Source organism: Anatilimnocola floriformis (assembly GCF_024256385.1).
GTDB classification, from domain to species: Bacteria; Planctomycetota; Planctomycetia; order Pirellulales; family Pirellulaceae; genus Anatilimnocola; species Anatilimnocola floriformis.
This window is the reverse complement of the sequence record NZ_JAMLFW010000001.1, coordinates 1,567,317-1,580,508: the sequence shown is the minus strand read 5'-3', so window position 1 is coordinate 1,580,508 and position 13,192 is coordinate 1,567,317. Positions and strand designations below refer to the sequence as shown.

Annotated in this window: 9 protein-coding genes; 5 read left to right on the top strand and 4 right to left on the bottom strand. The window is 59.5% G+C overall.

The genetic code is table 11. From position 1 onward, the window contains the following. Positions 1–298: 298 nt before the first annotated feature. The 3 genes from M9Q49_RS06580 to M9Q49_RS06570 form a co-directional block, all read right to left on the bottom strand. Positions 299–904, bottom strand: a complete 606-nt coding sequence (locus M9Q49_RS06580; RefSeq protein WP_254507915.1) for a hypothetical protein — start codon at positions 902–904, stop codon at positions 299–301. A gap of 71 nt (positions 905–975) precedes the next feature. Then, the gene (locus M9Q49_RS06575) at positions 976–1,611 is read right to left on the bottom strand and encodes a hypothetical protein (RefSeq protein WP_254507914.1); all 636 of its coding nucleotides are present in this window, start codon (positions 1,609–1,611) and stop codon (positions 976–978) included. 56 nt (positions 1,612–1,667) lie between these two features. Further along, entirely contained in the window at positions 1,668–3,266 is a 1,599-nt protein-coding gene (locus M9Q49_RS06570) for an amidophosphoribosyltransferase (protein WP_254507913.1), read from the bottom strand. 323 nt (positions 3,267–3,589) lie between these two features. Here M9Q49_RS06570 and M9Q49_RS06565 point away from each other — a divergent pair, with 323 nt between their 5' ends. From M9Q49_RS06565 to M9Q49_RS06545, 5 genes are all read left to right on the top strand, one after another. Continuing rightward, entirely contained in the window at positions 3,590–4,966 is a 1,377-nt protein-coding gene (locus tag M9Q49_RS06565; protein WP_254507912.1) for a hemolysin family protein, read from the top strand. Between the two features lie 17 nt (positions 4,967–4,983). Beyond that, complete coding sequence (locus M9Q49_RS06560; RefSeq protein WP_254507911.1) at positions 4,984–5,661, top strand: HAD-IA family hydrolase; 678 nt, start codon at positions 4,984–4,986, stop codon at positions 5,659–5,661. Between the two features lie 207 nt (positions 5,662–5,868). Further along, positions 5,869–6,324 (top strand): MarR family winged helix-turn-helix transcriptional regulator, encoded by a 456-nt coding sequence (locus M9Q49_RS06555; protein WP_254507910.1) that lies wholly within the window; start codon positions 5,869–5,871, stop codon positions 6,322–6,324. Then, positions 6,325–7,587 carry an efflux RND transporter periplasmic adaptor subunit gene (locus tag M9Q49_RS06550; protein ID WP_254507909.1) on the top strand — a complete coding sequence of 421 codons (1,263 nt, stop codon included), beginning with the start codon at positions 6,325–6,327 and terminating at the stop codon, positions 7,585–7,587. 94 nt (positions 7,588–7,681) lie between these two features. Continuing rightward, complete coding sequence (locus M9Q49_RS06545) at positions 7,682–11,182, top strand: efflux RND transporter permease subunit (protein ID WP_254507908.1); 3,501 nt, start codon at positions 7,682–7,684, stop codon at positions 11,180–11,182. Between the two features lie 447 nt (positions 11,183–11,629). Here M9Q49_RS06545 and M9Q49_RS06540 read toward each other — a convergent pair whose 3' ends face one another. Then, positions 11,630–13,000, bottom strand: a complete 1,371-nt coding sequence (locus tag M9Q49_RS06540; RefSeq protein WP_254507907.1) for a hypothetical protein — start codon at positions 12,998–13,000, stop codon at positions 11,630–11,632. Positions 13,001–13,192 lie beyond the last annotated feature (192 nt).

Genomic DNA, 13,192 nt, shown 5'->3' with positions numbered 1-13,192 from the left:
GGCAAACGTTTTGCCAAGTGATGAGATCGCCTGCACTTGCGCTGGACCAAGCCGCCCGGAATAGTTTAGTTGGGGACGACGGTGAATGGTGCGACCCGGCGGCAGCCAGCAATGCCTGCATTTTTCGAGAGCAGGTTGTCATTAAGACGAACCAACCAGGGAAATGGTTTTGGTCGCCACCGGTCGCCGGGAATCCCTAGCAGAATGACTCGCAACTCCGCTTGGTGTTACGGAGCGCAAGTCCGCCCCTCTGACGGAGTTGGCGCGCAATTTCCTGCAAGTCGCGAGTTTGCGGCGTTCACTTCACTGGCTCGATCCAGAGCAAAACCCCGGCGCAAGGACCGTTCGGAGTCTGGCTCGAAGTCGCCGACACGGGTTGCATGAACCGCCGGCGGAAGAGGACTAAGGGCTCGCTCGAATTCATTTGCTCGGTCGTCGAATAGGCGCCACCGCCGGAAGAGCCATGCCCTGGATGCCAGGTCGCCGGTTCATCGACGGTAATGAACTCCTGGCCGTTCTTTAGAACACGAATTCGCCAATCCTTGCCCTGTTTTTCTTGCGCGATGGACAGCCGAAAAGTTCCTGCCGGCAGCGGCGCAGATTTGCTTGGCGGGGCCAGATCTTGCGCGTCGACCTCTTGGGTTGCCAGCGAAACCTGAAATTTTCCTTCCGGCAGATAAATTTTCCATTCGTTGTCGTCGTACCACAGCTCCTGGCATTTCACGACGGCGATCTTATTCGGATCTTTGATATCCAGTTCGCGCGCCAGCAACCGCATCGCCTTGATTCGCTGCTCCAGCTGTGGAATCTCTCGTCGATTGACGATCACTGCCGTCCACACTCCGACGGCAGCAGTGAGGAGCAAGATCGTCCGGAGGGTGAACTGCCAACGAGGTCGCTTCACCGGGGATGGCGTCGATTTGATTTCCGCGGTCGGCGTTTGCATAGCTCGTGCTGCTGTTACTGCGACAATACTTACTTGCCGTCGCGTTCACGCTCTGGAAAACCGGGCGGCCCGATGCGGATCCGTTCGAGGTGCGGCGTGAGTTGTTTCAGTTCCCACTCATTCAAATGCTGTTTCGCATCGGCGAGTGCTTCGTCAGAGAGGGACAACTTGACCAAGGTCAACACTTCGCTGGTATCGAACATTACCAGTCCTTTCGTGCCCAGTTGTTCGGCTTGCAGCCGTGGCGTCATTCCTGGCTGTTCCTTGAGAACCTTCGTCAACGGCTCAGAACCGATGCTGCGCAGACCACTGCCATTCAGCAGAGCATGAGAAAGGAGTGTCTTTCCGTTGACTTCTCGAACCCGCACTCGCAAGATCCCTTCCCACGCCGAACTGTTCGAGCCCGAACCGCCGCCGCTGCTGCAAGAATACGCGTAATGATAGTTGGGCGGAAAATAGGCGCGCCAAGCAAAGTGCTGCGGATCGTCGGTGTTGATCGCCAAGAGATGGATCTTCGTGGGATCCTTGATTTGCAACCGGCCGACTTTGTTGGCCAGCCGATCGTGCTCGCGTGTGAGTTCGCTGCGCGTCGATGTCGATCGCCACAGGAAGACCGCGCCAATCAAGATGACGATCGTTAAGGCAAGCTCGATGATGCGCTGCATCTTGAACTAGACTTTCGCCGCACGCAGCCGCCAAAACTTGACCAAGCCCGTCTGTGCTACTCAGCAAACGTCAGCGATTGCTGCGTTTCGTAGGTCCGCGAATCGCCGGCGGACTTGCCGATGTTTTCGCGGGCGATTTGATAGAGCTTTTGGCCGGATGCCGTCGGATAGCTGCCGGTGATGCAGGCCTGGCAGAGGCTGCTGCTGGGAAAGCGGACCGCTTTGGCAATCGAATCGACCGGCAAATAACGGAGCGAATCGGCCCCGAGGGCGGCGGCCATTTCGGCTTCGATGGCCGGGGTCAATTCGCCGCCGTTCATAAACTTCGGAGCAAAGAGCTCGTCGATGGTCGACATGTCGATGCCGTAGAAGCAAGGCGCGACAATCGGTGGACAAGCGACGCGGACGTGAATTTCTTTCGCGCCGCCCAACTTGCGAATGCGATTGAGGAGCACACGCATCGTGGTGCTGCGGACGATCGAATCCTCGACGAGGAAGACTCGCTTCCCTTGCAGCACTTCACGCAGCGGCGTGTACTTGGTCTCGGCTTTTTTCTTGCGGCTGCCGCCACCTTCGATGAAGGTTCGGCCCGAGTAGCGATTGCGAATCAGCCCTTCGCGCGACGGCACACGCAGGCGGTGGGCCATGGCATCGGCGGCCGCTTTACTGGTGTCCGGCACGGGGACGACGATGGTGTTTTCGTCGATCACCACGCTGCCGTCGAGCAGCTCGAGGCGGGCGAGTTCTTCGCCGAGCGCGGTGCGCGACAGATAGACGCTGCGGTCATCGAGCGTGCTCGCCACGTTGGCAAAGTAAACCCATTCGAAGTAGCAGTGAGCCCGACCGGTTTGATCGGCGAATTGCTGGATGTCGAACTTGCCGTCGACAATGGTGATCGCGTAGCCAGGGGGCAGCGACTTGATGTCTTCGGGCTGAAAACCGAGGTTCAGCAGTGGCACGCTCTCGCTGGCAGCGGCGAAGAGGTTGCCCTCTTTCGCGTAGCACAATGGCTTGATGCCGAGCGGGTCGCGGGCGACGAGCATGTCCCCCTCGGCGTTCAGCAGGACGATGCTGTAGGCGCCATCGAATTTGCGGCTGAGATTGGTCATCAGTTCGATCAGCGTCGGCCGGCGATCGCCGGACATTTCGCGACCGATCTCGTGCATGATCACTTCGGTGTCGTTGTCGCGCGTCAAGTGATGCGACTTATCCGACAGCAGCTTGTCTTTCAGCTCTTGCACATTCGCCAGTTGGCCGTTGAAAGCGAAGCTGAACCACTTCCTTTTTTCGATGTGGCTCCGCTCGAACGGCTGGGCGTAGTTGCGATCGTCGGCGCCGCAAGTGGCGTAGCGCACATGGCCGATCGAGGCGACACCTAGGAGGCGATTCATGATCGCTTCGGCTTCTTCGCGCTGGTTCAGCTTGAAGGCTTCGCTAACCATGCCGATTTCTTTGTGCGTGGTCAGCAGTTGCGGCTTGCCCGGCCAGTAGGAGGTCATGCCTGCGGCGAGTTGCCCGCGATTCTGAATGTCCTGGAGCATGCGAGGGAGCAGCCGCGCTGTTTCCTCTAGCCCCTCACCAGGGACCAAGTGATGCAGGTCGCCAGGCAAGTGATAGATGGCGGCAATGCCGCATTCGTGGTGGATTTCGCTCATTTCGGCGGCACTAGGGACGTGAATCCCGCAAACGGTCGTCGCAAAGGAAAATGACCATCACAGGCTGCGTTGCCACAGCTTCACACTATTCTAACATCGCGCGGCCGATGAACAAGGCAATGTGTTGATCTTGCCTGCGCTGAGCGGCAGGCCGCAGGGCGCTTTCGTCTGCCACATTGTCGCTCAGCTGTCGCCACAAAGATTGCCGCTCCGTTATGCGTGCCGCCTTATCTCTGTTCGCTCTATCGATTATCCTGCTTGCCTAGGCGGTCTGCTGCCGGGAGCACTCGGTTCGCCTGCGCTATCTCAGGAATTTTTGCGGAATGAGTCTATCGGTCATCCTGATCATCGGCTTCTTGCTGTTTATCAACGGCTTGTTTGCCGCGTATGAATTAGCGCTCGCCTCTGTTCGGACCGACCGCCTGCGACTCCTGGCCGAACAAAAACGCTCTGGCGCGAGCGTGTCGCTGCTGATGAAAGGGCGGATGGAAGCAAGCCTCGCCGCCGTGCAGCTCGGCATTACGCTCGTGGGCGCAATTGCCGCTGCGATGGGTGGTGCTTCCGCCGAGGAAAGTCTCGCACCTTATTTTGAAAAAGTCCTCGCCTCGGTCGGCATTCATAAAGATTGGGCCGATTTTTTCGCCATAGCCTGCGTGGTGATCCCCATCTCGGCGTTTACGATCGTCGTCGGCGAACTCATTCCCAAGGTCTTCGCCCTAAAGAACGCCGAGCTCGTCTGCCTGCTCCTCAGCCCGGCGATGTGGGTCTTTTCCATCGTCTTTTTCCCCGCCGTTTGGTTGTTCGAAGCCATTACCACGCAATTTGTCGCGATTGTCGAACGGCTGCCGTTTATGCGGCAGAAAGAGGATCATCGAGCGGTGGGTTTGCATGAGTTGCGAGCGCAGGTGAACTTGCTCCGCGCCAGCCAAGCCATCGGCATGCAAGAGGAACGGATCATTCTGCAGGCGAGTCGCCTGTCGGCGATGAAGGTCGCCGAGATCATGCTGCCCGAAGAAGACATCGTCATGGTGGTGGCCGACGCTACGTTGAGCGAGAACCTGATCATCGCCCACATGGACTTGCACACCCGGTTTCCGGTGACCGTGCAGCGTGGCGATCCGCAAAAAATCATCGGCTACGTCACGTTCAAAGACATGGTGCTGCTCGCCAAGACGCATCCGGGCAACCCAGTGATTCGCGAGATCGTTCGGCAGATTAGCAGCCTGTCGGAAAACATGACTCTCAGCGAAGCTCTCAAGCGAATGACGACCGAGCATCAGCACTTGGCGCTCGTCCGCGGCGAAGGCGGCCGAATCGTCGGCATGATCACGCAGGAAGATATTTTCGAAGAGCTGATCGGCGATATTCAGGATGAGTTCGATCGTCTGCCGCGACACATCAGCCCCGCTGGCCAACAACTGGTGATCGGCGGCGGCGTATCGCTTGCTCAGCTGCGCACGCAGTTGAATCGGCCCGAGCTCGGCGGCGACAGCCCCGATACGATGACGCTCAACGACTGGCTTAATGCAGGTCGTGAAGACAATCTCAAGGGTGGCGATACGGTGATCGTCGACGGCGTGTGGGCCCAGGTCCGCAAAGTTCGTCGCCGCCGCATCACCGAAGCTCTGCTCGATCCACTCGGCAATCCCTTCGATGCCAAACGCTCCGGCGTTTTGCCGATGCCGGAAACGCCGAAGTGAACCGGCCTGGGTTAATCTTGTTCGATGCAGTGGGCACGCTGATCTTTCCCGAGCCCTCTGTCGCTGCGGTGTATCAACGAATCGCGGCAGAATTCGGCTTGAGAATCTCACGCAACGAGCTCGGCGCACGGTTTGGTTCGGCGATGACGAACGCCAGATCTTTTCGCCGGTTGGAACAAGACGGCCAAACCAGCGAAGCGGCCGAAGTCGATTTCTGGCGAGCCGTTGTCACGCAAGTATTGGCGGGCGTTCCGACAGAGAACATCGAAGCCGCGTTTCAGCGATTGTGGCAACATTTTGCCGAGGCGGCGCATTGGCAGTTGTTCGACGACATTGCTCCAACGCTCACCGAGTTACGCCGCCGCGGGTACCGCATCGGCGTGGCGTCGAATTTCGATTCGCGGCTGATCGGGATTTGCAAAGAGCTGTGGCCGCTCGATCAGATTTCGGATGAGGATCAGTTCGTTAGTTCGCGTGTCGGCTGGGTCAAACCAGCCGACGGATTCTACGGGGCCATCCAGCAGGCAACCCAACTCGAACCCGCACGCATCCTGATGGTCGGCGACGACTTCGAAAATGACGTCGCGGCGCCTCACCGCTGCGGTTGGCTAGCACGTTGGCTGGTGCGGAATTCCGCAGAATCCACCGGAGAGCACATCCGCAGCCTCACCGATTTGCTGGCTGAGTTGCCGTAAAGCCATTCAGAGCAAGGGAATGTGCTCGGCAGCTAAAAAAATCTGCGCGAATTCCCCATCTGCTGTAAGAACCCGGTTCTATGCCGGTATTGCTACTAACCCCTGGCGGGGTTGCTTTGCGCGCAAGTCAAACTTGCATCCCTAACCCGCTACTTTTAAGATAAATTATTCGTTAGGGCGCAAATCATTTATACGGAAACCATTGCCGTGCTCGAATACGATTTCGAAAACAGCGCCGGCTTCTGGATCATGACCACGTCGCACGAGTACCAGCGGGCGATCAACGAAGAACTCGCGCCGACGGGCATTACCTACCGGCAATGTCAGGTCCTGGGGTTTCTCGCCCTCGAAGGGCCCCTCGCGCAGGCTGAGCTCGCCGAACGGATGCATTTGGAACCTGCCACGCTGGTCGGCATTCTCGATCGGATGGAGCGCGACGGCTGGATCAAACGCCTGCCGTGCACTACCGACCGCCGCCGCAAGTTGATTCATCCGCAACCCTCGGCCAAACCTGTTTGGACCAAGATCGTGGCCTGCGTCAAACGCGTTCGCGCGCGGGCCACCGAAGGCATGAAAGCCAGCGAGCTCGCCACGCTCAAACGACTTCTCACCCGCGTTCGCAAAAACCTCGATCAAGAACTCTCCGCCTTAAAGGCCGTCTAAATGACACGCAACGTTGCTTTCACACTTCTGCTCACCCTGGCGGCCTCGTCGTTCGCGCAAGCTCCCAAGGGTCCGCCCGCGGCCGCTCCGCCACCGCCGCGCGTCTTTGTCGCCACCGCGCGCATCGAGACACTCGATGAACCAAAGAGCTTCGTCGGCACGGTCACCCCGCTCCGCAAGAGCGTCGTCGGCAGCGCCGCTTCAGGCCGCGTCGAGGAATATCTGGTCAACGAAGGCGACTTCGTGAAGAAGGGCGCGCCCATCGCTCATCTGCGCCGCGGCATCATCGGCGCCGAAAAGAAAGCCGCCGAAGCCGAGCTGGAAGTTCGCAAGGCCGCGCTGCTGGAAATGGAGAATTCGCGGGCAGACGAAATCGCCCAAGCCCGAGCCCAACTCGCCATCGCCGAAGCCAACCAAACCTTTCAGCACGGCCGCGCCGAACGGGCCAAGCAATTGCTGAATGCGATTACCAAGGAAGCGCTCGAAGAAGCTGTCAGTCACGAGCAGCAAGCCGAAGCGACCCGCAACAACGCCGCCGCTGTGCTGCGACTCCTCACGGGCAACACCTGGGAGCAGAAGCACGAACAGTGGAAGGCCCGCATCGCGGTGCAAGAAGCCGAAGTCGAACGCTTGAGCGAACAGTTTCAACGGCACACGATGTTTGCTCCGTTCGATGGCTGGGTCACTGCCGAGTTCACCGAAGTGGGCCAGTGGATGATGCAAGGCGATCACGCCGCCGAGATCGCTGAGCTCGGCAACGTCGATGTCGAAATCGCCGTGCTCGAAGACTACGCGACCAAGCTCACGCCCGGCGTGATGGGGAATGTCGAAATCACCGCGCTCCGTGGTCAGCGCTTCGTCGGCAAAGTGGCCATCATCAATCCGCAAGCCGATGCTCGTGCTCGCACCTTTCCGGTCAAAGTCCGCGTCGAGAACGTCGTCGATGAACGTGGCCCGCTGCTGAAGGCCGGCATGTTCGCTCGCGTCACGCTCCCCGTCGGCGAAGCCAAGCCCTTGCCGTTTGTACCCAAAGATGCGATCGCGATCGGCGGTCGATCTCCGGTGGTCTATGTCGTTGACACTACCGCCGGCAAGAGCAGCGTTCGGCCGGTTCCGGTTACGCTCGGCGTCGCGCAAGGCCAATGGGTCAGCGTCGGCGTGGGCGAAATCAAAGCCGGCGACGTGCTCGTCGTCGAAGGGAACGAACGGCTCCGCCCCGGCCAAGATGTGCGGGCTGAAGCGATCAACATCAGCTTCCCCTAGTCGTCCTTTTTGTCTGCCGTTGCTCAACGTCCTGCCTGCTCCGCATCCTCGCCAATTGCCCTCCTTCATTGCTTCGCAGTGACGAGACCCGAACATGAATTTGATCACCACCTTCGTCAACAATCCCGTCAAGGTCACCGTCGGCGTGATCCTGCTGTTGATGTTCGGCATCTTGTCGCTCTTCACGATGCCGATGCAGCTCACGCCCGAAGTGGAAGTGCCGACGCTGACCATCGAAACGATGTGGCCGGGCGCTAGTCCCGAAGAAGTCGAAAAGCAGATCATTCACGAGCAGGAGGAACAGCTTAAGAGCGTCGAAGGCGTGCGGAAAATGACTTCCGAAAGCATGGACTCGATGGGCCGCATCACGCTCGAGTTTCCGGTCGGCATCGATGTCAGCGAAGCGCTGCTCAAGGTCAACACCAAGCTCGCTCAAGTGCCGAGCTATCCGGAAGACGTGGACGAACCGGTCATCAATACTTCGAACGCCGCCAATCGCCCGATCGCCTGGTTGATCCTCGGCGAACGCGTGCCGACGGTCGAGGAAAAGGATGAGTTCACCGCCAAGCATCCCGACCTGAAAGCCACGCTCGACAAGGCCTACAACTCGAACAACGAAGGCTTGACGATGCACCGGCTGAAGGATCTGGCGGTCACCGAACCGCGGATCAAAGCCTGGTTGCCACCCGATCGCGATGTGACCACACTCCGCAAATTTGCCGAAGACTACATCGAGTCGGCGCTGGAGCGCGTCGAAGGTGTTTCGAACGCCAACGTGCTCGGTGGTCGCGAAGAAGAGCTGCAAGTCGTCGTCAATCCTGAGCATCTGGCCGCCCGCGGTCTGACCATCAACGACATTCGCGTGGCTCTCCGCGGTCAGAACGAAGACACGTCGGCTGGCGACTACTGGGAAGGGAAGCGCCGTTACGTCGTGCGGACGCTGGGCCAATTCCGCTCTCCCGAGCAAGTCGAAAATGCGATCGTCGCTCGCCGCGACGGCGTGCCCGTTTATGTCCGCGACATTGCCAAGGTCGTCGAAGGCTACAAGAAGCCCGACGGCATCGTGAAGCGGTTCGGCACGACCAGCATCGCCATCAACGTGCAGCGCGGCGTCGGCGAAAACGTGCTCGACGTCATGAAAGGCGTGCGCGGCACGATGATCGATCTGAACGCCGACATTCTGAAGAACCAAAACCTGCAACTGGTACAGGTCTATGACGAAACCGAATACATCTATTCGGCCATGAATCTGGTGAGCGACAACTTGTTTTGGGGAAGTATTTTCACGTTCCTCACGTTGCTCGTCTTCCTTCGCAACGGTTGGCCGACGCTCATCATTTTTGCCCACATCATCATCAGCACCGTCGGCGCGTTTCTGGTGATGGCCGTGCTCGGCCGCTCGCTCAACGTGCTCGCGCTCGGCGGTCTGGCATTCGCGGTCGGCATGCTCGTCGACAACGCGATCGTGATGCTCGAAAACATTTATCGCCGGCACCAAAAGGGTGAATCTCCCGAAGATGCAGCCGTCAACGGCGCCGGTGAAGTGTGGGGCGCTCTGCTCAATGCCACGCTCGCCAACCTAGCCGTGTTTTTGCCGGTCCTCTTCATCAAAGAAGAGGCCGGACAATTGTTTCGCGACATCGCCATTTCCATTTCGGCGGCGGTAGCTCTCTCGATGCTCGTCGCCGTGGCCGTGGTGCCGACGGCTGCGATGCGGATTTTGAAGCCGCACAAAAAAGATCGCCACGGCAACGTGATTCTTCCCGAAGCCGAGCCGCAGAAAGAACGCCGCACGGGGTTCTGGGGTTTTGTGAATTGGCTGATGTTGCCGATTAACTTCATCCTGAAAATTTCCGACAAAATCGCCGACTGGATGGTCAATCTGCTAATCGGATTCAATCGCGGTTTGCAGATCAGCTTGTTCCCGCGCATCATCGTCGTCTGCGCGGTGATCGCCGGTTCGTGCGTCCTCACTTGGATGCTGCTGCCGAAGGTGGAGTATCTGCCGAGCGGCGACCGAAACCTCGTGTTCGGCATCGTCATTCCGCCGCCGGGTTACAACCTCGACCATCTGCTGAAGATGGGCAACCTCGTCGAAGAAGAGCTCCGGCCGTTCTGGGATGTGGAGCTCGACGACCCCGAAGTGGTCAACGGCAAGAAGCTGGTGATCAACGACTTCTTCTTCGTCGCTCGTAACCGGCAAGTCTTCATCGGCGCTCGTTCGCTCGATCCCGCGCGGGCCAAGGATCTTGTGCCTGTCATTCAAAGGATCGGCGACAAACTGCCAGGAACGTTCTTGATCGCCAAGCAGGCGAGCTTGTTCGAGCAAGGTCTCACGGGCGGTCGTACGGTGGATATCGAAATCACCGGCCCTGATATCAACAAGCTCGTTGCGTTCGGCGGTGAGATTTTCGGTCGGTTGAAGGGCTCTCCTGAAATGCCCGGTTTGATTCCCGCCGCGCAAATCCGCCCCACGCCGAGCCTCGACTTGGCGAATCCCGAAATGCGGATTTATCCGAAGTTCGAGCAAGCTGCCGATCTGCGGATGACGGCCCAAGAGCTCGGCTACGCGGTCGATGCCCTCGTCGACGGCGCGTACGCCGCCGATTACTACAAGGGTGGCGACAAGATCGACCTCCGCATCGTCGGCGAAGATCGCTATGCCAACAGCGAACAGAGTTTGCAGACGGTGCCGATTGCTACTCCTGCCGGTCAGCTCGTACCGCTCGAAGCCATCGCCAACATTCGCCTGGAACCCGGTCCGGAACAGGTGAATCACCGCACTCGTCAGCGAGCCATTACGCTCGAAGTGAGTCCTCCGCCGGATATGCCGCTCGAACTGGCGATGGACATGATCACCAAGGATGTGATCAAGCCGTTGCAAGCCAGCGGACGATTAACGGGCGGTTATCGCATCAGCCTGGAAGGTACGGCAGACAAACTTCGCAGCACCTGGTTTTCGCTCCGTTCGAATCTGCTCCTCGCCGTCGTCATCACTTACCTGCTGATGGCCGCCACCTTCGAATCGTGGGTCTATCCGTTCGTGGTCATCATGACGGTGCCGCTGGGTGCGGTCGGCGGCTTCGCCGGTCTGTGGCTACTCAATATGTGGGTGCTGCAACCGCTCGATGTGCTCACGATGCTCGGCTTCATCATGCTCGTCGGTACGGTGGTGAATAACCCGATTCTCATCGTCGAACAGTCACTCATTCACTTCAAAGAAGACGGCATGAGTATCGGCGATGCCGTGATCGAGGCCGTTCGCACCCGTATCCGCCCGATCTTCATGACCACGCTCGGTGGTCTCGTGGGTCTCTTGCCGCTGGTGCTCGCACCGGGCGCCGGCAGCGAACTTTATCGCGGCATCGGCGCGGTGCTCCTCGGCGGCCTGATCATTTCAACGGTGGTCACGCTGGTCTTCGTTCCCGCGCTCCTTAGCGTGATGATCGAGTTGCAGCAGTTGCTCTTTGCCAAGAAGAGCGAAGAAAATCCCCGCGATGAAAACGACCGCGACAACGGCATGCCGCTACAGCACATGACCGAAACCGTCGCAGATCAGGTGCGCTTGCCGCAATCGGTGGCGTCGTCGCGCTAGTTGGCAACGGCGCAAAAAAAAGAGCATGGGGCGTTTGGTGTCACCACCAATTCGCACCATGCTCTCGCCAGATTTCGGTCGTCGTAAGTTGGCTTGAAAAAAGAGCGCTGTCCGGCCAATGTTGCCATTGAACCGGACAGCGCCCTCGCCAGATTTTTCGAAAAAGGGCGCTGCTTGGGCAGTGTCACCACCGCATCAAACAGCGCCCTCGCCAGATTTTCAAAAAGGGCGCTGTCCGAGTAGTGTCACCACGGCATCGAACAGCGCCCTCGCCAGATTTCTCGTTGAGGACGGAGCACTGAAAAGCAATCGATGTGCCAGAGCTCAAAAAACGCGTAGAATCGCGTTTTCGCCGTGATTAGCTTTCACGACAGTTAGAATCGATACTTTTGCCGGGATAGCTGCGTCGCGATCCCCGACACCGGCGCTCAAGCAAGTGACACGCAGTTACTTGGCGGCCAGCTGATTCACGGCGTTGACCAATTGCTGGTCCTCGCGCGGCGAGATGGCGCGGAGATCGATCCAGACGCGATCGCCGGCCAAACTGCCGATGACCGCAGGAGTTGTGTTGCTCAGGGCCGCCAACAGATCGGCAGCCGTGCCCTGTGCGGGCTGCAGCGTCAGGCCCCAGGTCGGCAGTTTTTGGCTATCGAGCTTGGCCGCCGTTAGCCAGGCAAAATCGGCCCGGGGTTCGACGGCGGCGAGCGCCGGCGAGGCAGCGAGCTGCGGCGACAACCGTTCGCAGCGGTGCTTCAAATTATCGGCCGATGCCGCAAGTAGGCCGAGGAGCGGAATCGAGCGCTCGATGTGATTGCTCGCCGGGTCGGCAGCGGGGCGATAGAGCTCCAGGGTCGCCTCGAGCGCGGCAAGTGTCGCCTTATCGGTGTTGGCGGTCCGGGCCAACGGATCGGCCAGGAGCTTGCTGATGAGCGAACTCTTGCCGGCGATGATCGCGCAGCCTGGTCCGCCGAGCAAGCCATCGCCGCGGACAATGACCGCCGTAGCGCCGGCTTGGATCGCGGCAGCCGCCGTCGGTTGCGCTGCAATTCCGAAAGCAGCGCCATCGTTCAATCCGCCGCTCCCCAGGTCGACGATGAGGGACACGGAATGGCGCTGCGCCCAAGTCCCAACTTCAGCGAGCGATGGCTGAGTTGCAGTCGAAGGGAGATCGTGCTGCCAAAAGAGAAAAGCGGAGTCGCCAGCGCGCGACAGATCGTTGATCGTCAGTTCGTTGGCGGCCCCCACCTCTTGCAGTTTGGCCCCAGCTGCGGTGAGCAACTCATACCCACGCGAGCCATCGGCGGCGGTCAGCAATTGGCAGCGAGGAATGAGCACTTCCTTGCCGTAAGCCAGCGCCTTGGTCAACAGGCCAATCGCCAGCGCGGCGTTCGGCGTGACGACCGCGGTTTCGCAGCCCGTGAGTTCCTGCAGCAGTTGTTCGACGCGCGTCGGTTTGGCTCCTGCCGTGGGAATTCGTGAATAACTGGCAGCCGCACTCCGTAACGCCGCGAGCGCTTCATCGGCGAGCGGTGCACCGCCCAGCTCCGGATGGAGCAGAATACCCGTGCCATTGAGCACATTGCGGACGCCGGCCTGATCCTGCCGCACAATCCAATTAGCGATCTGCTCGGCCAGGGCGAGTGGTGAAGGGATTTGTCGCTGAGCGACTGCAGTTTGCAGTTCCAGCCGCATGCCATCGACGAACGAGCGGACGCTGGTCATCACACGGGCCGGATTGACGCGGTCGACGAGCGCCTTGAGCGGCGGACTTTCGAGCAGTTCGTTGATCGACGGCAGGCTGCCAAGCGGGGAAGGCATGGGGCGAGATTCCTCGGCGGAAGAGTAGGTTGCTCCATCGAGCCTAACCTGCCGCGCCAGGCGGAAACAGTCCTCATCCCCGACTCACTGCGACGAGTCTGCTAGTTGTGGATGCGCTGCGGACGAGCACGGATACTATTTTTCCGCGCCAGCGACGTTGTCGCGACGTGCGACGGGAGGGCGAGGCTCCTG